This is a genomic window from Enterococcus sp. DIV2449a (assembly GCF_051711225.1).
Lineage (GTDB): Bacteria > Bacillota > Bacilli > Lactobacillales > Enterococcaceae > Enterococcus_D > Enterococcus_D casseliflavus.
On sequence record NZ_JBIOME010000001.1, the window covers coordinates 898,231 to 921,000 of the forward strand.

Below are 22,770 nucleotides of genomic sequence, written 5' to 3' on the forward strand. Positions count from 1 at the left end.
CTACAAAACCCGCGCTGTTTTTTTTGCAATCATCGGTATCGCCTAGCTGTTGCTACATCGCTTAATAAATCTTTTTCGTAAAGTATTTTAAGATCAGGGGAGAGATCAAGGTACTCAACAAGACAACGATCACCAAAGGGGAATACAATGCGGACGAAATCAATTGGTTTTGTTGACCAATCTGTAAAATGATCAATGCCATTTCACCTCGGGAAATCATTCCAGCTCCCACCATCCAAGCACTGTTGTTTGAGAATTTCGCGATTTTCGCCCCGACATAGCCGCCGACCAATTTGGTCATGATCGCGACCACGGTAAAGGCAAGAATAAAGAATAATTGCTCATTTAAGCGGGAAAAATCAACTTCTAAGCCAACGCTGACAAAGAACACCGGAATGAAGACGGCGTAACCTAATGCTTCGACACTGTGTTCCACTTCCTCACGAACCTTCGTTTGACTGACAGCGATCCCTGCGAAGAAGGCACCAATGACCGAGCTTAACCCAACGAGGTCAGCAAGATACGCCATTCCTAAGCAGATGATCAGTGACATGATGATCACCGCGGAATTTGCAAATAGCTTTTCTGCAAGTGCCAATAAGAACGGAGCAATCCATTTCACCAATAGAAAAATCAACACAAAATAAATCAATTCTACCAATAAGGTGACCGGCAGTGGTGTTGCTTGGCTGCTTTCGCCGCCTAAAAAGGAAAGGCTAAGACTCAAAACCAACACGACCAAAATATCATCCACGACGGAAGCACCAAGAATCGTCGACCCTTCTTTCGTATTCACCACATTCAACTCTTTCAATACTTCGACAGAAATACTGACTGAGGTGGCAGCTAATACGATCCCGAAAAAGAACGCTTCTGTGGGACTGCTTTGAAAACCGACCCCCGTGGCATACCCGAAGAGCATAGGGAACACGATCCCCAAAAGGGCAACGAGCATCCCTGGACGAAAATAGCGTTTCAATAAAGAAATATCACTTTCCAATCCCGCTAAAAACATCAGCAAAATAACACCAATCTCTGAAAAATCATGAACCAGAATATCTGGATGGACCCAATTGAGTCCTGCGCCTCCTAATAAAACCCCCGCTAACAACTGCCCGATGACAGCAGGAACGCCCATCCGTCTCGCCAGATGCGAGAAGAGGGTCGTCGTGATTAGGATCAAACACAAAATCCCGACAAAATGCATAAAACCTCATCCTTCTTTCCTATAACATACTCCCCTTTAGTATAGCATTCTCTCTTGAATTGAGCCTGTAACAAGCCTTTTTTTATTAAAAGAGTTTCATTAAACCGCACGTTTTTTAAGATAAGGAGGAAGCGAAGGCAATCAGAGTTTTTCTGTGCACTCGTCGAAATAAAAAAACATTATTTTCACTTTACTTGTATCAAATTATTGTTTGAGCCAACGGGCGAGCTGCTGAAACACCATTTGGACTTGCGGCTCCTCGATGTTTTTCAAAAAGTCGTGGGGCAAATCATAGACAGGGACAAATTTGCTTTTAGGCACTTTCTTCAAGCCTTTGCTGTAACGAAAAGGAACTTCCTCATCGGTACTGCTAGCACTGCTGAAAATTGGAGGAAATTGAACAAGCAGCTCAGGATCAATGGCATAGTCAGAAAGAGCTTCAGCTGTTAGACCATAGATCGTGGTGAGTTCTTGCTGTTGAACCCAATAAACATAAGGCAAATAGCGCTGAAACTGCGGATCATCCCAAACGATCTCGGTTTGATCCAAAGAAGGGACTTGCTCTTTGCTTAAGAGCGGCTGCTGCAAGACTCGTTTGTTTTCAATAAAAGAAAGATCGGTATACCCATAAAAGTTGACCAGTTTTTCAGGCAATCTCTGTTGTTCCTTCAGTAATTGCTGGGTCAGCGCCAGCATCAAATAACCGCCAGCTGAGCGTCCGCAGAAACAAAACGGGTTATCTTTAAGCACAGTTGCTTGCAATTCTTGAAAATTTTGCCAGTTCAGCGCCAAAATCTCCACTAACGAGGAATTGGGTGCCAGTAAATAATCGACTGTAAGGACGCTGTATTGCTGCTCTTGAAATAGTGCAATCAGTGATGCGGGAATGTCTTGACGGGTTCCATAAACAAAACCGCCGCCGTGAAAGTAAATCACGTATTTCTCCGAAGCAGGATAAAGGGACACCGAAGCACCGGTGGTCAATTGCCATTCTTTTTTCATTTTGCTTGACTCCTTTTCTGAAGCTCTAATAAATAGGTGCCGATCTCGTAATTGACTAATTGGATCGGACTTGTCAGATCAATCTCTAGTAGCTGTTCGATTTTGCTTAGCCGATAACGAATCGTTTTGGCATGAAGAAACAAGGTTTCAGCCGTATTTTTGTAATTGCGATTCGTGATAAAAAAGGTATACAGCGTTTTGAACAGCTCTTCATTTTCTTCCGAGAGTTGATACAGCTTCGGGGGAATGCTTTGCTGCAGCTTTTCCAGTTGGTTCTCCTTGATAAAGGAACTAAAGATACCTAAGTCGCTATAGGCAATGATCGGCGCCAAATAAAACTGCCGATTGAAGCGGATCGCATCCAAACACTCTGGCAGGATCTCTTTGATCTGTTCCTTGCGCAAGACTTCGCTGACCACCAAGCAGCCATGTTCATCGGCTAACAGGGCATCATCAAAATGTGTCTGCAGCATCTGTTTCGTCACCTGATGGGCGATCGATTGGAAATTATAGAGGATCACCAAATAGTTGTGGTGTTCGAAAAAGACGTGGGGTGTTTTCAACGCCCGTAGCTTGTGCAAGACGACGGACTTACGCTCCTTATCTTTAAAGCTGTTGGAAGCAAAGGCGATGCCTTGGTAGAAATCGTAGCGATCCAGTTGCGCTTCTTCTAACAAAAGATCCAGCTCAGCCAAATTACTAGGAGTGTTTTGTAAGATTGCATCGGCCAGATTGTTCATGCGATTGTAGCGTTCTTTCTTCAACAAATACTCCATTTGGAGGCGTTCATAAATGACGTCGATCACATTTTCAATGATCATGACTTTTGCCTCAGGGATCTGCGAATCTTTCTGATAAACGATCAAGGTACACAGATCATTGTAAGGATTGATGATCTCTACTTTTATGGCAGTCACATATTGATTGTTCTCATGAGAAAATAATTCCAAATATTCGTAGTGGTTCTTGGTAAACTCGATGGTTTTCATGGGTTCTTGTTTGGTCACCACGAAATTCTTAAAGGATTGACCGACGGACACATGCACATCTAAATGGGGGATGCGCAACGAACAAGGCTTTTCGATCAATTGATAGAACTCCTGCATGATCTGATCGAAAGAAGAGTGGTTGCGCTCAACTTTCATGAAGCGCTGGCGAACTTCGTAATAGGTACGCAGCAGCTGGGTTTGGTGATTTAGCAATGGTTCGTAAACCGCTAGCATGATGGCTTCATAGCTGACTTCTTGCTGCACTTTGATCAAAGGGATCTGATAAGCAAAGCTAAGCTCGATCACCCAATCTGGGATCATAGGGATCAAGCGATCCACTTTGATCACTAAACCGCTGACACCGATTTGCTGCATTTTTTCAAAAAAAACACGCAGTTCCTCAGGGGATTGGTCTTTGAAGGCATAAAAAGAAGTCAAAATCAATTGATGGGCTTTGCTCCATTTCTCGATGTCCATCGCTTCCAGCACCATGACGGAACCGACGGAATTTGTTAAACCAATGGAGCCAGTCAGGACTTTACTTTTTTCAAAAAGCGGCAGTTCAACCAATTCTTTTAATTTCATAAAACGCTCCTTTTTTCTCTTTTGGATAAAAAGTATAGCATTTTTTTAGAACTTTATCCAATGAAAACGCAAACAAGGCTCGTTAGAATGAGAGTATAAGAAAAGGAGGAGAACAAATGCTGCACACAGTAATCTTAAAGAATAACTACCAAGATTCCATTAACTTAATGCTGCTGACGAATACGATCAATGATCTAGGCGATGTCGAAATGAGTCAAATCATGATGGGGACGGATGCAAACAAAGATATATTAAATAACACTGGCTTGCTTTCTAAAGAGGCAGAAGGTGCTTCACCCAACGATATGATGATCGTGGTCGATAGCCAAAACGAACAAATCATGGATCAAGTTATGCCAGCGATCGATTCATTTTTAGCTGATCTTTCAGCAAAAGATCAAGGCAAAGAAACGCCAGCGGCGGCTTCATGGCAAGAAGCCTTGAGCGTAATGCCGGATGCCAATGTTGCACTATTTAGTATTCCTGGGGAATATGGTGCTGCCGAGATGGAAAAAGCCTTGAAAAATGACTTGCATGTATTCTCGTTTACGGACAATGTTGCTATCGAAGATGAAGTGCGTTTGAAAAAGCTGGCTCATGAAAAAGGCTTATTGATGATGGGGCCAGACTGTGGGACCGGTATTATTTCCAGCATTCCGATTGCCTTCACGAATGTCGTGGCACCAGGAAACATCGGCGTTGTTGGCGCCTCTGGTACAGGGATTCAAGAAGTGACGACGATCATTGACCGATTAGGCGGTGGTGTCGTTCACGCCATCGGGACCGGCGGACGTGACTTAAGCGACAAAGTTGGGGCGATCACTGTCAAAGATGCCATCGTTGCTTTAGAAAATCATGAACCGACAGATGTGATTTGCGTGATCTCGAAGCCACCTGCAAAAGAAGTGCGGGATGAAGTCGTTCAATTGCTGCAAAGTATCAGCAAACCAGTGGTAGCGATTTTCTTAGGAGAAAAACCAGAAGCCCATGAAGGAAAAGTCTATTTGGCACATACTCTGGAAGAAACAGCGCGCATCGCTGTTGATCTTGCCAATGAAGAACCAGTTAAGGCGAACTATTTTGAACGCGTAGCAACCCCAGATGTGCCAAAACTCGCTGCCGACAAAGTGGTCAAAGGTCTTTATTCTGGCGGAACATTAGCTGCCGAAGCAGGAATGCTGATCTCCGAAGCCTTGAATCTAGAAGGCCTTGTAAAACAAGAAGGCTATATCTTGCATTCCCACGGCTATGATGTGATCGACCTTGGTGATGATATTTATACCCAAGGCAAACCGCACCCAATGATCGATCCTGAAGTGCGTATCAAAAAAATCGAAGACTATGCGCAAGATGAGCAAACCGGGGTCATTTTATTTGATGTGGTGCTAGGTTACGGCGCGCATGCAGATATGGTAGGAGCTTTATTACCAGCTATCGAAGCTGCACAGCAAACAGCCCAAGCAGCTGATCGTGCGTTGTACTTTGTTGCTACCGTCTGCGGAACTGAAAAAGATCCGCAAAACTATCAAGAAGCAGTCAACCGTTTGAAAGCAGCTGGCGTCTATGTGGCACCAAGCAATGCTCAAGCAGTGCAATTAGCCCTCGCCTTAAAAGGGGCGACTCTTTCTGAAACAGACAAAGCGGTCAATAATTATACTGGTAGCAAAGTTGAGGTGCCGACAGTTAGCGAGAAAGTGATGGAGCTGTTGACCACCAAACCACGGATCATCAATGTTGGCTTACAAAGCTTCAATGAATCGATCCTGCAATATGGCGGGAAAACAGAACAATTCAACTGGCGTCCTCGTGCCAACGGCAACAAGAAAATGATCCGTATTTTAGACGCGTTAGAAGAATTTAACGAAAAAATCACAGCTGAAAACCAAGCAGTGACGGATAAAATCAAAAATGCCCAACCATTCTTGATCGATGTCGTTCCAGCTAAATCAGTGATCGCTGAATTAAACGAAAGCCAGAAAACCTTGCTGCATGCAGGACCGCCGATCCAATGGTCGGAAATGACGGGACCGATGCAAGGGTCTTGTATCGGCGCTGCCTTGTTTGAACGCTGGGCGAAGGATGAAGACGAAGCCCGCCGCTTACTCGAAAGTGGGGAAGTTCGCTTTATGCCATGTCACCATGTCCAGGCAGTTGGACCAATGGGGGGAATCACTTCTGGGAATATGCCTGTCTTTGTGGTTGAAAACCGCCTTGTCGGCAACAAAGCCTACTGTATTTTGAACGAAGGGATCGGTAAAGTCTTACGATTTGGTGCCTATTCACAAGAAGTCATCGATCGTTTGGATTGGATCAAAGACGTCTTAGGACCAACCATTGCCAAGGCATTACAATTAACAGAAGAAGGCATCAACTTGAATGTATTGATTGCCCGGTCGATCACAATGGGGGATGAATTCCATCAACGAAATATTGCAGCATCATTGAACTTTTTGAAAGAAATCGCGCCGTTGATCATCCAAACAGAGATCGATGAAAAGCAAAAATATGAAGTGATCAAGTTCTTAGCAGATACCGATCAGTTCTTCTTGAATATCATGATGGCAACTGGCAAAGCCATCGTTGACGGTGCCCGTGTCGATGCCAAAGGAACGATCGTGACCACCATGACGAGAAACGGTGTTAACTTTGGGGTTCGTGTCGCCCAAACAGAAGACCAATGGCATACTGCACCAGTCAATACGCCGAAAGGTTTGTACTTTACTGGGTTTACCGAAGCAGATGGCAATCCCGATATTGGGGACAGTGCCATTACTGAAACCGTCGGCGTCGGAGCAATGGCGATGGTAGCCGCACCAGGGGTAACACGCTTTGTCGGCGCTGGGGGCTTTGAGGATGCGCTGGAAACTTCCAACGAAATGGCAAAAATCTGTTTCGGTCATAATCCGACCTTCTCGATCCCAACATGGGATTTCCAAGGGACTTGTTTGGGGATCGACATCCGCAAAGTCGTTGAAACAGGCATCACCCCAATCATCAATACTGGGATCGCCCATAAAGAAGCAGGTGTCGGTCAAGTCGGCGCAGGCACGGTGCGTGCACCGTTAGGATGTTTTGAAAATGCCTTGACGGCTTATGCGAAGGATCTGGGGATCGATGTTGACTGAGAAAATCAAAATCAGTGATTATCTAGACCCACTGCAACGATTCGGTCGTACCGGTCGGGTGCATAGCGTGTTTGATCGTTCATTCAATGTGATGATCGGGCAGCAGCTGGTCAATATCAACAACTATCGCAACTATTTGACTGGCTTCGGGGTCTTTTTACCCGATGCATTGTTTGAACAAGTCTTGCCTTTGATCGAAGTCGGCAATCGCGTGCAAGTCCGAGAGCATGGTCTGACCTTTTACAGCACAAAAGGAACATTTTCTCTTTCATTAGAGGAGAAAGAATTGGTTTCGCTGCAGGTGAAGGAGTTATCCTTCACCTCTGCGGAATTGCAGCTTTTGAAAGAAATACTGCTTCAGCAAGAACTAGAAACCAAGATTGGGTTGCCAGAAGATGAGAAAACCCAAGCAGTGTTTGCGGCATTGCGGCAGCCTGTCTCAGATTGGGAACCAATCATTGACCACCTGATTGGCCGCGGCAAAGGATTGACACCTAGCGGCGATGATCTTCTCGTTGCCTATCAAGCGATGCTCTATGCCTTGCAGCAGCCAGAAGCCGAAACGTTAGCGCAAGCATTGGCAAAACCGCTGTCTACGACGGATGTCAGCCTTGCATATATTCAAAGTGCCAGTCAAGGGTATGTCAATTCGGTAATGCTGCAATTATTCCAAGACGTAAAAAGTAAAAACCCGCAGGTGCTGGAAAACGATGTGCAGCAGCTGATGTCCATCGGTCATTCGTCAGGCAAAGATCTTAGCTTTGGGTTGTTGTTAGCGTTGGAGTCATTGTCACTTGAGGAGAAAGAATAGAAAAGGGGAGAAATCATGGAAATCAGTAACCAGAAAGATGCGGTCAAAGTAAGCAATTCTTACTGGAAAAAAGTCGTTGCTATTTTCTTTGTCGGCTGGATTTTAATGTACGCCACACGGACGATCTTCAATCCAATCATGGGTGTGATCGGTGAAGAATTCAATTTAAGTAACACACAACTAGGACTTGCCAATAGTATTTTCTTTTTGACTTATGCCGTTGCGCAAATTCCTTTTGGGATCATCGGCGACAAAATCGGTCGCAAATTAGTGATCGCTCTAGGCTTTGTTTTATTGGCGGTGACTACGTACTTCAGTGGGCTAGCCACAAGCTTTGTTTTGTTTTTAGTGATTCGTGCCATTGCAGGGATTGGTCAAGGTGCCTATTACGGTCCGCAATACGCATTGTCTACCGAAGCGATTCCCGACAACAAACGAACCGTCGGAAATGCCATTATCAACAGTGGGATGGCGTTTGGAACGTCTGGCGGGTACTTGCTTTCTAGTAAATTAGTCTTGGATAACGGGGGCCATTGGAGCCAACCCTTCTTCCTAATGGCAATTCCGACCTTGATCGTTGGTGTCTTGTTCTATTTTGTTTTGAAAGAAAAAGTGATCCGTCCAGAAGATGAAGGACAAGAAATAAAAGAAGAAGGGCCGAAAGAAAAGATTTCCTTGAAGCAGATTTTTTCAAACCGCAATCTCGTGGCAGCCTTTGTTCTATGCTTTACCAGCATTTATGCAAACTTTGTGATCATTACTTGGCTGCCGCAATTCTTGATTGCCGAGCGTGGTTTTGAAGGGGCGAGTGTCGGCTTTATTGCTTCCTTAGTCCCATGGGCATCAATTCCAGGTGCGTTGATTTTTGCTCGATTGAATGATAAAACAGGCGCAACGAAAAAATTAGTCTATTTATTGGTCCCATTGGCGACCCTTTCCGTATTTGCCATTGCCTTTGTAACGGATCGTACCTTATTGATCACTGTCTTGATTTTGTATGGATTGACTGGCAAGCTGGCGCTTGATCCAATCGTCGTGACCTTTGTGACGAAAAACGCACCAAAAGGCGCCTTAGGAACGACCTTGAGTGCCTATAATTTTATCGGGATGTCTGGGTCGATCTTAGCACCTTATGTTACTGGCTTTTTAGCCGATTCTTTAGGATCGATGCAAGTCGGGTTTTACCTGTCTTGTCTATTACTGCTGATCGGATTAGGTGTTTTTGCCGTATTAGCAAAGGAAAATCAGAAGGAGAGCATAAAATGAGTTTGAATGTGATCGCGTTAGGCGGCAATGCTATTTTAGATAAAGACCCTAGTGATGAAGGACAAAAAGCAGTCGTTGCGCAAGCAGCACGTTATATTGCCGATTTTGTTGAAAAAGGGGAAAAAGTCATTGTTTGTCACGGCAATGGACCACAAGTCGGCAACTTACTGTTGCAGCAAAAAGCCGGGGAAAGTGAAAAAAATCCCCAATTGAAATTAGACAGCTGCGTGGCGATGACCCAAGGAAGTATCGGTTATTGGCTGCAAAATGCCTTGATCAATGAGTTTGCCACACGTCAAGCACATCCTTCGGTGATCTCATTAGTCACCCAAGTTCGTGTCGATCCAGCAGATCCATCCTTTGAGAAACCTTCCAAACCAGTCGGACCTTTTTATAGTGAAGAGGAAGCCAATGCTGCGATGGCAGCCAATGGTGGGGTATATCAAGAAGATGCTGGGCGTGGTTACCGGAAAGTGGTTCCATCCCCGAAACCGCAAGAAATCGTTGAAAAAGAAGCCATCAAAACATTGGTCGATGCTGGTGTGATAACGATTTGCGCCGGTGGTGGTGGCGTACCTGTCGTTCGCAACGACAATGGGTTTACTGGCGTGGAAGCCGTCAACGACAAGGACTTTACCGCTAGTGTCTTAGCAAAAGATGTGCAGGCCGATCGCCTAATCATTTTGACTGGTGTCGACAATATCTACATCAATTACAACCAGCCGAATCAGCAAGCCCTAGGGGAAATCAGTGTGGCACAAGCCAAGGGCTACATCGAGGAAGGCCATTTTGCAGCGGGCAGTATGTTGCCAAAAATAGAAGCTGCGATTGATTTTGTTGAAGAAGATGCAGCCAGAACCGCGATTATTACCTCAATCGAAAAGTTAGCTGAACTGGATCAGCATACAGGAACCATACTTCGAAAATAAAGAGGGGATCAAAGTGAAAGCAAAAAAACTACCGATGGTGACGCAGATCGTTATTGCCGTTCTTCTAGGGATTCTTTGCGGTTTGTTCTTTGGGCAAGCCGCTTCGTTCCTAAAAATTTTAGGCGATCTCTTCTTGCGTCTGATGCAAATGGCGATCCCATTATTGATCGTTGGCCAAATCATTCAAGCAGTTGGGGGGATTGCCCCGAAAGAACTCACTCGTTTGGGTGGAAAAACGATCGCTGTCTTTGGGATTTCCTCCTTATTCGCTGCTGCATGGGGCGTGCTGATGGCGCTCTTCTTTGCTCCAGGCAAAGGGATCGACTTTTCACAAGCTGCCGGCGAACCTCTGCAAGCACAAGAAATTTCTATATCAGAGACAGTGATCAACTTTATTCCCACAAATATTTTCGATGCGTTGAGTAAAGGGTCAATTATTCAAATCATCGTTTTTGGGTTATTTTTTGGTGTTGCCCTCAATCGCTTTATGCAAAAGAAACCTGAGTCAGCTCTTTATGGGCTGATCGTGGATCTGAATGAGGTCGTCATTGCCATCATTCGTTACGTGATGATCGTGGCACCAATCGGTATTTTTGCTTTGATCGCTTCAACGATCAGCTCCCTGGGCTTGCAGATCATTTTGCCATTAGGCAGCTATTTGCTTGTCTACGGTCTAGCCACCGTCACGTTCCTTGGGCTGTGGCTAGTCTTGTTGACCGTGTATTGTCGGATCAATCCGTTACGATTGATCAAAAATATGAAAAATATGTCGGTCATGGCATTGGCGACAACCTCCTCTGCCATCACGCTGCCGATCGCTATGGAAGAATCCCAGAATAAATTAGGACTCAGTAGCCGCATCACCAATTTGGTATTGCCGTTAGGGATGTCTTTGAACAGCAATGGGTCAGCGATGCATATGGCGATTACAGTCATGACGATCGCCCAAATGTATCAAATCAACTTTGACGGGATCCAAATGGTGACGGTAGCTGTAACTGCGACTTTCGTTTCTTTAGCCAATGCAGTTGTTCCCGGAGCGGGGTTAGTTTCCTTGGCAATCATTGTTCCCCAGCTCGGTTTACCAATCGAAAGCATTGCGCTATTTGCTGGTGTCGAATGGTTTGTTGGCATGCTGCGGACGATCTTGAACGTGAACTCAGACGTCTATTCAGCGCTTTTGATCGCTAAGTCAGCCGATGAACTCGATCATCGCGTGTTTAATCAATAAGAGAAGCCGTTGCCAAGCGTGCTTCTCTTTTTCTAAGGAGGAGAAAAGATGGAAGAAATGAGCAGACGTTCTCTGCTGGAATTAGAAGCATTGATGAAAAAGAAACTCTTGGCTGCTGGTTTGCCAGAAGCCGCGGCCAGTGAAACAGCGGCGCATTTGACCTTTGCGGATGCTTGCGGGATCCATTCTCATGGTGCCGTGCGGATGGACTACTATGCCGAGCGCTTAGTAAAAGGCGGCATCACGCTAGAACCAAACATGTCTTTTGAAAAAACAGGCGCCGCTACTGGAATTTTTCACGGAGATAACGGCATGGGGCATTATGTGTGCAATGAAGCGATCGCGATCGCCATTCATCTGGCGAAAGAAGCAGGAATCGCTGCAGTAGGAATCGAGCAGACCAGCCATAGCGGGACGATGGCGTATTACGTCAAACAGGCTGCTGAAGCCGACTTAGTGGCGATCGCCATGTGTCAATCGGATCCGATGGCGGTGCCTTTTGGTGGGACCGAAAACTATTTTGGCACCAATCCAATCGCGTTTGCAGCACCACGAGCCAATCATCCGCCGGTGGTTTTTGATATGGCGACAACGGTTCAAGCGTGGGGCAAAATTTTGGACGCTCGCTCGAAGAAACAGCAGATCCCCGATACTTGGGCAGTAGACGAGCAAGGCTTGCCTACCACCGATCCCTATGCAGTCCAAGGATTATTGCCTATCGCTGGTGCCAAAGGGTATGGCTTGATGATGATGGTGGATATTTTAGCCGGCTCGATGCTAGGCTTGGCTTTTGGTAAACAGGTCACCTCTATGTATGCGGACTTGACGGAAAAACGTCGCTTAGGACAATTCCTTTTGGTGATCGATCCGTCTCGTTTTACGGACACCGAAACCTTCAAGCAAAGCATCGATCAGATGGTGACTGAGCTGCATGCAATCCCGCCAGTAAAAGGGCAATCACAAATCTACTATCCTGGAGAGATCAGTCAAATACACTTTGAAAAAGCTCAGCAAGAAGGGGTCCTGATCCCCAAAGCGATCATCGATTATCTCGAAAGCGAAACCCTCCATTTTGATCGCTATGGTAGTCAAGATTCCTTTGCTAAATAAAGATCTGCAGAAGACGGTTGGTTCATAGGGGGATTGAACCAACTGTTTTTTTGCTGTGTGGAGCAAAAAGGATTTTTCCGTCAAAAAATCGCAGCTTTTTGACAAGAGCAGACGAATTCTTTGAGTTGGTTCATTTTTTTCAAAGCATTTCTTAAGCCATTCGCCCTTTGATTGCTTGTTTTTTGGAATATGGTAGAATAGGTCGCATAAGTTTAGATCACTCAAGAAATGAGAGAAAAGCGAGGATGCAGCGTGGCAATGAATAAAGTGGTTCTTACTGGGAAAATCGCAGCGATGCCTAGTAAAGAAGCGTTTGATGCGGCGGACGATCAGGGCGTACGTTTTGATCTTGTCATTGTATCTCAATGGCAAAATAGTGAAGAAGTACATCATGAATGGTTTGCTTGTGTCGTTCATGGGAAACAGGCAGAGACCTTTTTACGGTATACTCAAAAAGGAGCAAGTATCAAAATCAACGGACACTTGCAAGGCTGTCCGTATGAAACAGCAGAAGGGCAAAGATTTTGTGCGGCAGAAGTGGTGGTGGATACCTTTCAAATCATAGAGTTAGCAGAAGAACCAGCGGCACCTTTTCCTAAAAAGCGGTCATCGACACTTGATGAACCGACGCAAACAAAGTCGATCCGTAATGAAAAAGATCCCCTAAAAACACAGATGCTGGAGTTTTTAAAAGACAATCGATTATTTTAATGACGAAACATGCGGAAAGCCACGGCTTCTCGTATGTTTTTTTACGTAGAGAAAGCATTGGCAAAATTCAACTATATCTGACTAGCGGTGTTCTTTATTGCGAATCAAAGAGGCGGTTGAATAGAATGGTGATTGTAATAAATGATCGCGAAAGTGAAAATAGTGTTTCACAAAAAGTGCCGATTGGTTTAGAATAGTTGAAACATATCTTGAGGGAAAAAGCGGCGCTTGCCTTGTTCAACTGCTAGATGCCGCTTTTTTCTGAAAAAATCGTTAATCAGGGAGGGATGTCGATGGGCAAACCAATTATAGGGATCGCTGCGAATGAAGTGCAAGATGCTGGCGATGTGCTGCATCATTTGCCGATCGCCTACACACCATTAGGGTATGTGCGAGCGATCCAGCAAGCGGGCGGACTGCCATTGCTCTTGCCAATCAGTGAGCCAGCTATAGCCAAGGACTATGTTTCACAGATCGATAAACTGGTATTAGCTGGTGGACAAGATGTTTCACCCAAGTTTTATGGGCAGGAGGCCCATCAGGCAACTGGAAGCGGCTTTTTGGCACGGGATGAGTTTGAACTGGCGCTGATCGATGAAGCGCTGCTGCAAAAGAAACCAATTTTTGCAGTTTGTCGGGGGATGCAGTTGGTCAACGTGGCCTATGGGGGCACGCTGCAGCAAGACATCAGTACCTTCAGTGAGATCATTCATATGCAGGCGCCGATTCCGAAAGAAGTGCCGACCCATGCCATCGCGACGGCTGAAAAAAGCATGTTGGCTCGTGTATACGGTCAAAAAACAAAGGTCAATTCCTTTCACCATCAAGCGGTGGATCGATTGGCTCGTCCATTGCAAAAGACAGCTTGGAGTCCTGATGGCATCATTGAAGGCATTGAACATGTGGATCAGCGCTTGTTGGCGGTTCAATGGCATCCAGACTTTGCCTATGATGCGCTTTTACAAGAACAAGCGGTTTTCAAGTATGTCGTTGACGTGTTGTAAGAAAGAGGGTCACGCAAGGAGGAGAAAAATGAAAAAGAAAATGATGGGTATCACTGCTTTCACAGTATTGGTTTTAAGTGCCTGCAGTACCACGAGTCCCACGACGGATTCTGGACAGCAAGAGGAGCAAGGCGCCGTTGCGCAAGAGATTCAAGTGTCAACCGCTGGCGCCTTATCGACCCTTGATAGCGGGCAATACACGGATGTCAACAGTTCCGATATGATCGGACAAGTGGCAGAAGGGTTATACCGTCTGGATCAAGAGGGGGATCCTGAGCTTGCGATGGCCGCTGAAGAGCCTACGGTATCAGAAGATGGACTGGTTTATACCTTCACCATTCGTGATGCAAAATGGAGCAATGGCGATCCTGTTACAGCGGATGATTTTGTCTACGCCTTTCAATATGTTGCCAATCCAGAGAACGGTTCTAGCAGCAGCAATCAAATGGATGTGTTGAAAAATGGCAGTCAAGTACGTCAAGGAGATGCTGAGGTGAGTGAGTTAGGTGCCAAAGCATTGGACCAACAGACGTTAGAGCTGACATTGGCAAGTCCAATCTCGTATTTGGATCAGATTCTGGTCGGGACACCTTTTATGCCAAAAAATCAGGCATTTGCTGAAGAAAAAGGTGCCGATTATGGGTTATCAGCGGAAAATTTTGTCGGCAACGGTCCATTCTTGATCGAAGGGTGGAACGGAACCAACGAATCATGGACGTTAACGAAAAATCCTGATTATTGGGATGCTGAGAATGTCCAATTGACCAAGATCGACGTGCAAGTAGTGAAGGAAACGGCAACTGGTGTCAGCCTTTTTGAAACAGGAGAACTGGACTACACCACCTTAACGGATACTTACGCGCAGCAATACCAAAACTCAGCTCAAGCCAACTATGTGCCAAAGGCGCTGGTGGGGTATTTAAGTGCCAACCAAAAACGAGAAGTCACTGGCAATGTCAAGGTACGTCAGGCGATTTTACAAGCTATCGACAAAGAGGCATTTGCCGAAAATATCTTAGGCGATGGATCGACTGTATTGAACGGCTTTGTGCCAAGCAACTTTGCCAAAGATCCTGAAACAGACCAAGATTTTCGTGAAGAAAATGGCGATTTACTGCCGTATGATCTAACAGCCGCACAAGCGCTTTGGGCGCAAGCCAAAGAAGAGTTGGGACAAGACGAGATCACTTTGGAACTGTTGTCAGCAGATACAGCAGCAGCCAAGAAAACCATCGAGTTTGTCCAAGGACAGTTAGAAACTAATTTGCCTGGATTAACCATCGATGCCAAGTCGATTCCTTTACAAAACCGCTTGGACTTGCAATCCCAAGGTGAATTTGATCTCGTCTTCGGGACTTGGACACCAGATTACGCGGACCCGATCAACTTCTTAGAATTTTATGATTCGACAGGTGGCTTGAATACCTCTGGGTATGCTAGTGAAAGGTACGACCAAGGGTTACAAGAAGCACGGACGACTTTAGCAAACGACCCAGCTGCCCGTTGGGACTTATTGAAAGAACTCGAGAAACAATTGATCGTTGAAGATACAGCCGTCTTGCCGTTATATCAAGGAGCGGTAGCATATTTGAAAACAGATCGTTTGCAAGGAGTGCAAGTGTTTCCTTTTGGACGAACAGTATCCTATCGCCTAGCATCTGTCACAGAATAAACAGGAAGTAAGAAAACAGAGGAACTTTTTTTCAACCAAGTGTGCTGACCAAACAACGCTTGTTGAAGAGAGGGACATCTGTTTTTTTATTTTGCCAGATTCCTTGCAACGCTTAGGATAAACCGAGAATTCGTTTTCAAAAAATAGTTGTTAAAAAGCGAGAAATTGAGAAACGCCTTTTTAGAAAAGTCAATCTTTTTGAAAAAAAATTAATAAAAGTTGTTGCATTCTCAGAAACTTATCTGTAAAGTGTTAGGTGTAGTCAGCAAAAATAAAAAGAGAAGGAGGGATTACGATGCAAAAAGTATTTGATAAAAAAACAACCAAATTGAATAAAGTGAATCCCTCATTCGGTAACCATTAGTGTACAGATAATGTCTATAATAACGACGTTTATGCTCTGTCCTTTTTCCGAAGGGACAGAGCTTTTTTGTGTACTTTTTTAGAATGTGAGGGATAAAACATGAAGTATGTATTAAAACAATTAACAACGTATTTTAAAGAACATAAGGTGCGCTATACCTTTGTATTCGTCTTTATGGTGATCGCTAGTGCGATGTATGTCGCACCGATCTATATTCTGCGCTTGTTCATCGATGCGTTGATTCAAGATAATTTTGATTACTCCGTACTGATCCAATATGTGAGCCTCTTCGCGGGAGCTATCTTGTTAGGATATTTGGCGGAATTTGTTTGGACGTTTAATTTATTTATTGGTTCCTACGATTTGCAAAAACAATTACGGGAACAATTGATGAGCCACTTTCTCAAAATGGGGGCGCCGTTTTACCATCGCTTCCGAACAGGTGATTTAATGACTCGTTCCAGTGACGATGTCCAAGTGATGGGGATGACCGTTGGGTATGGACTGATGGTTTTCTTAAATACTAGTTTGTATCTAAGTTTTATCGTAGCGATGATGGCTGGGACGGTTTCTTGGCTACTGACCTTGATTGCCTTGATTCCAATGCCGCTTTTAGCCTATTACATTTTCAAATGGGGCTCGCAAGTCGATAAGGCGTTTACGGAAGCGCAGAATTCTGTTTCTGAGATGAACAGTGAAGTGCTGGAGATCATTGATGGCATTCGGGTCGTCCGAGCTTATGGACTAGAAGGAGCCACCACGGAACAGTTTCGAAAGAAAACACTGGAAACACGAGCGAAAAACAATATCGTTTCTGAGATCGATTCCCGTTTTGGGCCGCTGATTACCATCATCTTAGCGATCAGTTTCGTGATGAGCTTTGGTGTGGGGGCGTTTCTTGTTGCCAACCAAACGATCACCATCGGTGCGATGGTCTCTTTCCAAGTGTACTTGACAATGGTCGTTTGGCCGATGATCTCAGCAGGAGATCTTGTGAATGTGATGCAGCAAGGTGCCGCATCCTGGCGTCGGATCAATGAAGTGCTGCAGACGGGGGATGAATTAGAAACGCCAGGCGAAGCCGACCTGCAAGCCATCAATACGATCCGTTTTGAAGCATACCATTTCCAATACCCGCAAGCAGCTCGTTATGTGTTAGAAGGACTGGATTTGACGATCACTCGTGGAGAAGTCTTAGGGATCGTTGGGAAGACCGGCAGTGGAAAAACGACGCTGCTAAGACAATTCGGTCACCGCTATCCATACTCTGATCAAGTCCCCTTGATCAACGAGCAGCCGTTGACGGCCTATCAAACAACAGCAGTGCGCAACCACTTTGCAGAAGTACCGCAAGAACATACCTTGTTTTCACGAACGATTCGCGAGAACTTGTTATTCGGACAACCAGACGCTTCCGAAGAAGTATTGTGGGAAGCACTGGAAGCTGCTTGCTTTAGCGAAGACATCAAGCGGATGCCAGAAGGGCTCGAAACGGTCGTCGGTGAGAAAGGCGTTTCCCTTTCTGGTGGACAAAAACAACGCTTGTCCTTAGCACGGGCGTTTTTACGAAACAGTGAAGTCCTCTTACTGGATGATGCCCTTTCGGCAGTTGATGCCAAAACGGAACAAGCCATCATCACGAATTTGAAAACGATGAAGCAGGCACCGACCTCCATCATCGTGACCCATCGATTGTCCGCCATCACCGAAGCGGATCAAATCATCGTCTTAGAAGACGGACGGATCACACAGCGTGGTACCCATCAGGAGTTGATCGAAACGCCAGGCTGGTACCAAGAGCAGTATTATCATCAACAGTTAAAGGAGGACGATACGAGTGTTCTCAACGATTAAACGTTTGCTCACGTATTTGAGCTATTATAAAAAACAATTTACCGTGGGTGCGATCTTGCTGTTGCTGGCTGCAGCGCTCGAACTGACTTCCCCACTGATTGCCAAGCAGCTGATCGACCGAGTGATGACACCAGCGGTTAATAGTAGCAATTTAGACACGATGCTTTTGATCCAATTGCTCGCTGGGTATTTGCTGGTAAATTTGATTGGTTCCCTCTTTCGTTATATCAGCTTGCTGCAATTGCGAAAAATGTCCAACAGTATCGTCAAAAAAATGCGGGATCAGCTTTTTGACCATATGCACAAATTACCGGTTTCTTACTTTGACCAAATCCCAGCAGGTAAAGTCGTTGCACGAATCACGAATGACACCGAAGTCTTGCGGTCGAATTTCTACGTGATCGTGATCAGTAATTTGTTAAGCAACATCATCCAAATCATTGGTGCGTTTATTGCATTGTTTCTTTTGAACCGCCCCTTAGGAGCAGCGATGCTGATTTTGATCCCGATTCTAGGAATCTGGCAGCATTTTTATACCAAATATGCCTCTCGTTACAATTTAGCAATGCGGGAGTACATCTCACAAATCAGTGGGCAGTTGAATGAATTTGTCCAAGGAATGGCGATCATCCAAGCCTTCCAACGAGAAAATCAGTTGCAGAAAGAATTTAATGAAACAGTAGAGAAATGGTTCAAAACTGGACGTAAATACCTCTTGCTCGATTCAAGTATCGCTTGGGGATTAGGCAACTTGTTGCGAAATTCAACGATCTTGATTTTGATCACGACCTTGGCCGCCTTTTTCCTTGATGGCCGCTTGGCGATCTCAGCAGGCTTGCTGTATGCCTTTATTGATTACATCAACCGCCTGTATGATCCCATCGAAGGGCTTGTCCAAACCATCACCAATGTGCAGCAATCATTAGCTGCTGGACAGCGGGTCTTTGAGTTTGCTGATCAGCCGGTTGAAAAACAACAAAGTAAGCAGCTGACTGTCACGAATGGCGATGTTTCTTTCCAACAAGTGACCTTTGGCTACGACCCTGAGCAAGCGATCTTGCACGATATCAACTTTGATGTTGCCGCAGGAGAGACCATTGCTTTAGTTGGTCATACTGGTTCTGGAAAATCGAGTATTTTGAACCTGTTGTTCCGTTTTTATGATCCGCAGCAGGGAAAAATCGTTGTGGATGGACAAGTGATCGCTGATTATGATCGTCATAGTTTAAGAGAGTCAATGGCGATCGTCATGCAAGATCCCTATCTATTTACTGGAACGATCGCCAGCAACATCGGGATGAATGATCCAACGATCACCGAAGCGATGATTATCGATGCCTTGAAACAAGTCGGCGCTGACTACCTTTTGAGCCGCTACGAAAAAGGCATCCATCATCCAGTCGTTGAAAAAGGCAATGAGTTTTCTAGTGGAGAACGCCAGCTGATCAGTTTCGCCCGTGCGCTGGTGTTTGATCCAAAAATCTTGATTCTGGATGAAGCGACGAGCCATGTGGACACTGAAACAGAGTCCATCATTCAAAAGGCGATGACCGTCTTGCAAAAAGGACGGACGACCTTCATGATCGCTCACCGGTTGTCAACGATCAAACAAGCCGATCAAATCTTAGTCCTAGACCAAGGGAAGATCGTGGAACGGGGAACCCATGCAAGTCTTGTCCAAGGGCAGGGAATCTATCAGCAAATGTATCAAATGCAGGCAGAGCAGCTGTAATCAGCGGTGATTGCCGACAACAGTAACCGTAAAAGAAAATCCTTGAGCCTCCTGCATGGGAAGTGGCTCAAGGATTTTTTATATAATGCGAAGGTGCAGCCAATCATCTATGGGGAGTAGGAAGAGGAGGCCTTCGCTTATATATCAGTAGGAAACGCGGCAAGGTGTTGTCGTAATTTTGTTAAGAAACGCTCGCCGATCATTGATAACGGGCGAGCGTTCTTTTTAATGAGGATGATCTCACCCTCGGACGCGTCGATCAAAGGAAGAAAAGCCAAGCCTTGGCGTTCTGGTTGGGCAACGATCCCCGAGCCGGTTCCATAAAGATCCGTCTGCTGTAATAGCTGGACCATTGTGCCTCGATCGCTGACATGCACCACTTGAGGGCTTTGAGCAAAGTCGATCAAATCCTCGGAAAAGAACGAATAGCGCTCATCTTCTTGCAAAAAGCGTACTTGCGGATAAGGGGCAAGATCCTTTAAGGAAAGTCGCTTTTTTTCTGTCAAGGGATGAGTCGCTCGTAAAAAGACATGGGGGCGAAACCGTCCCAACGCCTCGAAGGACAATTGGGCGCCTTGTAACAGTCGTTCCAATCCTGCTTGGTTTTGCTCATTCAAATAAAGAACCCCAAATTCACTTCGATATTGCTGCACGTCCGTGATCACCTTTAAGGTCGTGGTTTCTAATAGGCGAAACTGGCGGCATTTGGGAAATTCCTGTAGCAGTTCACTGAAAATTTCAGCCGTGAAATCATAGTGCTGGCTTGCTATGGCGAAGGTTTGACTCGCTGCTTGCTTGCTGGAAAAACGCGTTTGCAGCTGCGCCACTTGACTCAAGATCGGCTGGGCATGGTCTAGAAATTCCGAGCCTTCGGCAGTCAAGCGGGCACCTTGATTCGTACGCTCGAAAAGCTGGACCTCCAATTCTGTTTCCAACTCTTTCACGGCTTGGGAAAGACTTGGCTGTGAGAGATACAGCCGTTTGGCTGCTTCACGAAAACTTCCATGGTCAGCGATCGCTTGCACGATCCGCATTTGTTGAATATTCAATTTTTGCCCTCCTTTACAAAGATTCAGACGGAAAAAGGGTCCACCAATCAATAGTAGTCAGTTCTTTTCCTTCTATAATAGAAGCTTCTTAAAAAATAAGACGACAGTTGCTGCTTATTGCTACTTGTGAAGCGGTTATTGCAATTCTTCAGGAATAAACCAATAGCCCGTTTGATTCTCTTCTGCCAGCAGTTCTTTAAAGGCTTCAGAACGATATGCTGCCACCACTGCCTGTGCCCAATCACTGTCTTGGTTGGCTTCTTTGACCGTTGCCACCAGTTCATACTCTTGCAAAATGTCTTCACTTAATAAGCTTTCCTCTGCAGCAATTCCAGCACTATAAACGATGCTGCCGGGAATCACCGCATAGTCTAAGTCTGCTAAGCTGCGGGGGATTTGCGCAGAATCCATCTCGACGATATCCAGGTTATAAGGATTGTCAGTAATGGTTCTTAACGTCGCGTCAATGGGCGCCACTTCGGGGTCAAGTTCGATCCAGCCAGCTTTTTGCAGCAGCAACAGGGCACGGGCGCTATTTGACGGATCATTGGGAATCCCGATGGTATCGTTTGCTTCAATCGCTGCTAAATTATCCTTTCTGCCAGGATACAAGCCAGCTGGAACAGTAGGGATCGGTGTGATACCCACCAAATCGGCACCCGTGTTTTCATTAAAGTTCTCTAAATAGGCGGTATGCTGATCGACGTTTAAGTCGATTTCGCCATCGTTCAGTGCAATGTCTGCTTCCAATACCCCAGTAAAGCCAATATCAGTCACGGTATAGCCTGCTTCTTCTAAAATCGGTTTGATTCCCTGAAGAAACAGCTCGCGTAAGGTCCTGGTGTCGTACCAACTCTGATTTCTGTCTGCTGTTCTTCGGCATTTCCGGTCACTTCTTCTTGGTTGCCACAGCCCGTAAATAAGACCAAGGACAACAGACCAATGCCCACACCCAATTGAATCCTTCGTTTCATACCTCTTCCTCCTTTTTAATACAAAAAACCTTCCCAAAGACAATTCTTTGGGAAGGACGATCATTTCGCGGTACCACCTTCATTTGTTTTTTGTTGAAACAAAAAACCTCAGTCAGTTCATCAAATAAACTGCATTGCGCTATCGGGCTTTCTCCGTCGGGGATTGTTCGTCCACGAATGCTCAAAGGTCATCTTCGGATCGTCTTCCTTACTCGTTTCCACCAGTTCCGAGCTCTCTTGAAAGAAAGGGGGGATCGTACTCTTCTTCTCACTGCATGTGTATGAAATTAGTAGTATCTTAGAACAAGATGAGAAAGTTGTCAATTGCTTTCGTGATAGGTGATTCCAATCACTACGCAGGTAGTAGGGGAACAAATGGGGAAGGATAAGAATAGACCAATAAGGCAGGAAAAGCAGATGAATGGTCGAAATCGCTTGGTTGAGTTAGAATCGAAACACAAAACAAAAAAAGAGGCGAGCAAATGAAATTACTTTTGATTGGACATACCGGCACACTTGGGCAGCTTTTAGTTGAAGGCTTTCAGCAGCTACCAAAGGTGGAGCTGATCACGGCTAGCCGTAGCAGCGGCGATCATCAGGTCGAAATTGCGGATGCAGCCAGTGTCAGCCAGCTATTTGCAGCTACTGGGAAAGTGGATGCCATTGTTTCCGCTGCGGGAAGCACAGTGTTTAAACCCTTTGAGGAGTTGACGCCAGCAGATATTCAACAATCAGTGGCTTCGAAGCTGCAAGGACAAGTCAACCTTGCGTTGATTGGCCAGCATTTTCTCACTGAAGGCGGCAGTATCACACTGACTTCTGGAATTATCAAAGACGAATTTATCCCAATGGGCACGCCTTCAGCACTGGTCAACGGCGGTTTGGAAGCCTTCGTGGCATCGGCAGCTTTTGAGATCGGTCATGGGGTACGAATCAATGCAGTCAGTCCCAATGCACTTGTGGGCTCTTGGGAAACCTTCGCCGATTCTTTCAAAGGCTTTATTCCCGTTGGTGACGCACCCGTTTTTGCAGCGTATCAAAAAGCAGTCTTTGGGATCATGACTGGCAAAACCTTCACCGTTTATTAAGAAAAAGCAGAAGTAGGAAAAACCGCCAAATCAAAGCTGACTTGGCGGTTTTTGTTCTGCTGAAAAA

General features: G+C 45.5%; 16 protein-coding genes, 1 pseudogene and 1 other annotated feature. Of the genes and pseudogenes, 12 read left to right on the forward strand and 5 right to left on the reverse strand.

The genetic code is table 11. From position 1 onward, the window contains the following. Positions 1-61 precede the first annotated feature (61 nt). From IGI76_RS04355 to IGI76_RS04365, 3 genes are all read right to left on the reverse strand, one after another. On the reverse strand, positions 62-1,207 hold the full coding sequence (locus IGI76_RS04355; protein WP_005234488.1) for a cation:proton antiporter: 1,146 nt from the start codon (positions 1,205-1,207) through the stop codon (positions 62-64). Between the two features lie 204 nt (positions 1,208-1,411). Continuing rightward, complete coding sequence (locus IGI76_RS04360; RefSeq protein ID WP_270266234.1) at positions 1,412-2,209, reverse strand: alpha/beta hydrolase; 798 nt, start codon at positions 2,207-2,209, stop codon at positions 1,412-1,414. Next, positions 2,206-3,783: a PucR family transcriptional regulator gene (locus IGI76_RS04365; protein WP_005225373.1), complete on the reverse strand. Its 1,578-nt coding sequence runs from the start codon at positions 3,781-3,783 to the stop codon at positions 2,206-2,208. The genes IGI76_RS04360 and IGI76_RS04365 overlap by 4 nt, the downstream gene beginning before the upstream one ends. A gap of 116 nt (positions 3,784-3,899) precedes the next feature. On the opposite strand from IGI76_RS04365, the gene fdrA reads away from it, so the two are divergent. From fdrA to IGI76_RS04420, 11 genes are all read left to right on the forward strand, one after another. Further along, entirely contained in the window at positions 3,900-6,908 is a 3,009-nt protein-coding gene (fdrA, locus tag IGI76_RS04370; protein WP_270266238.1) for a DUF1116 domain-containing protein, read from the forward strand. Beyond that, positions 6,898-7,719 carry a DUF2877 domain-containing protein gene (locus tag IGI76_RS04375; protein WP_368264168.1) on the forward strand — a complete coding sequence of 274 codons (822 nt, stop codon included), beginning with the start codon at positions 6,898-6,900 and terminating at the stop codon, positions 7,717-7,719. Before fdrA ends, IGI76_RS04375 begins: the two co-directional genes overlap by 11 nt. A 15-nt stretch (positions 7,720-7,734) precedes the next feature. Then, positions 7,735-8,985 (forward strand): MFS transporter, encoded by a 1,251-nt coding sequence (locus IGI76_RS04380; RefSeq protein WP_005225376.1) that lies wholly within the window; start codon positions 7,735-7,737, stop codon positions 8,983-8,985. Next, positions 8,982-9,914 (forward strand): carbamate kinase, encoded by a 933-nt coding sequence (arcC, locus tag IGI76_RS04385; protein WP_008379201.1) that lies wholly within the window; start codon positions 8,982-8,984, stop codon positions 9,912-9,914. Before IGI76_RS04380 ends, arcC begins: the two co-directional genes overlap by 4 nt. Before the next feature lie 13 nt (positions 9,915-9,927). Next, positions 9,928-11,145, forward strand: a complete 1,218-nt coding sequence (locus tag IGI76_RS04390; RefSeq protein WP_015509197.1) for a dicarboxylate/amino acid:cation symporter — start codon at positions 9,928-9,930, stop codon at positions 11,143-11,145. 48 nt (positions 11,146-11,193) lie between these two features. Then, on the forward strand, positions 11,194-12,255 hold the full coding sequence (gene allD, locus IGI76_RS04395; protein ID WP_270266245.1) for an ureidoglycolate dehydrogenase: 1,062 nt from the start codon (positions 11,194-11,196) through the stop codon (positions 12,253-12,255). A gap of 228 nt (positions 12,256-12,483) precedes the next feature. After that, positions 12,484-12,966, forward strand: a complete 483-nt coding sequence (ssb, locus tag IGI76_RS04400; protein WP_333493943.1) for a single-stranded DNA-binding protein — start codon at positions 12,484-12,486, stop codon at positions 12,964-12,966. 293 nt (positions 12,967-13,259) lie between these two features. Then, a complete protein-coding gene (locus IGI76_RS04405) occupies positions 13,260-13,970 on the forward strand; it encodes a gamma-glutamyl-gamma-aminobutyrate hydrolase family protein (protein WP_270266246.1) in 711 nt (236 codons plus the stop codon). Between the two features lie 28 nt (positions 13,971-13,998). Continuing rightward, a complete protein-coding gene (locus IGI76_RS04410; protein ID WP_270266247.1) occupies positions 13,999-15,642 on the forward strand; it encodes a peptide ABC transporter substrate-binding protein in 1,644 nt (547 codons plus the stop codon). A 463-nt stretch (positions 15,643-16,105) separates the two neighbouring features. After that, positions 16,106-17,860: an ABC transporter ATP-binding protein gene (locus IGI76_RS04415; RefSeq protein WP_087627081.1), complete on the forward strand. Its 1,755-nt coding sequence runs from the start codon at positions 16,106-16,108 to the stop codon at positions 17,858-17,860. Continuing rightward, positions 17,844-19,592 (forward strand): ABC transporter ATP-binding protein, encoded by a 1,749-nt coding sequence (locus tag IGI76_RS04420; protein WP_270266249.1) that lies wholly within the window; start codon positions 17,844-17,846, stop codon positions 19,590-19,592. Before IGI76_RS04415 ends, IGI76_RS04420 begins: the two co-directional genes overlap by 17 nt. A 137-nt stretch (positions 19,593-19,729) precedes the next feature. On the opposite strand, the gene IGI76_RS04425 is transcribed toward IGI76_RS04420, so the two are convergent. Continuing rightward, positions 19,730-20,641: a LysR family transcriptional regulator gene (locus IGI76_RS04425; RefSeq protein WP_270266250.1), complete on the reverse strand. Its 912-nt coding sequence runs from the start codon at positions 20,639-20,641 to the stop codon at positions 19,730-19,732. 135 nt (positions 20,642-20,776) lie between these two features. After that, positions 20,777-21,615 (reverse strand): annotated as a pseudogene (locus IGI76_RS04430) (MetQ/NlpA family ABC transporter substrate-binding protein). Between the two features lie 49 nt (positions 21,616-21,664). Beyond that, positions 21,665-21,896, reverse strand: a binding site (T-box leader). Positions 21,897-22,097: 201 nt separating this feature from the next. On the opposite strand from IGI76_RS04430, the gene IGI76_RS04435 reads away from it, so the two are divergent. Then, a complete protein-coding gene (locus tag IGI76_RS04435; RefSeq protein ID WP_270266256.1) occupies positions 22,098-22,703 on the forward strand; it encodes a short chain dehydrogenase in 606 nt (201 codons plus the stop codon). The last annotated feature ends 67 nt before the right edge of the window (positions 22,704-22,770 follow it).

Excerpts from the sequence above, each read along its gene's own strand:
- IGI76_RS04355 (WP_005234488.1), bottom strand. The coding sequence starts at position 1,207 with ATGCATTTTGTCGGGATTTTGTGTTTGATCCTAATCACGACGACCCTC.
- IGI76_RS04360 (WP_270266234.1), bottom strand. The coding sequence starts at position 2,209 with ATGAAAAAAGAATGGCAATTGACCACCGGTGCTTCGGTGTCCCTTTAT.
- IGI76_RS04365 (WP_005225373.1), bottom strand. The coding sequence starts at position 3,783 with ATGAAATTAAAAGAATTGGTTGAACTGCCGCTTTTTGAAAAAAGTAAA.
- fdrA (WP_270266238.1), top strand. The coding sequence starts at position 3,900 with ATGCTGCACACAGTAATCTTAAAGAATAACTACCAAGATTCCATTAAC.
- IGI76_RS04375 (WP_368264168.1), top strand. The coding sequence starts at position 6,898 with ATGTTGACTGAGAAAATCAAAATCAGTGATTATCTAGACCCACTGCAA.
- IGI76_RS04380 (WP_005225376.1), top strand. The coding sequence starts at position 7,735 with ATGGAAATCAGTAACCAGAAAGATGCGGTCAAAGTAAGCAATTCTTAC.
- arcC (WP_008379201.1), top strand. The coding sequence starts at position 8,982 with ATGAGTTTGAATGTGATCGCGTTAGGCGGCAATGCTATTTTAGATAAA.
- allD (WP_270266245.1), top strand. The coding sequence starts at position 11,194 with ATGGAAGAAATGAGCAGACGTTCTCTGCTGGAATTAGAAGCATTGATG.
- ssb (WP_333493943.1), top strand. The coding sequence starts at position 12,484 with ATGAGAGAAAAGCGAGGATGCAGCGTGGCAATGAATAAAGTGGTTCTT.
- IGI76_RS04405 (WP_270266246.1), top strand. The coding sequence starts at position 13,260 with ATGGGCAAACCAATTATAGGGATCGCTGCGAATGAAGTGCAAGATGCT.
- IGI76_RS04410 (WP_270266247.1), top strand. The coding sequence starts at position 13,999 with ATGAAAAAGAAAATGATGGGTATCACTGCTTTCACAGTATTGGTTTTA.
- IGI76_RS04415 (WP_087627081.1), top strand. The coding sequence starts at position 16,106 with ATGAAGTATGTATTAAAACAATTAACAACGTATTTTAAAGAACATAAG.
- IGI76_RS04435 (WP_270266256.1), top strand. The coding sequence starts at position 22,098 with ATGAAATTACTTTTGATTGGACATACCGGCACACTTGGGCAGCTTTTA.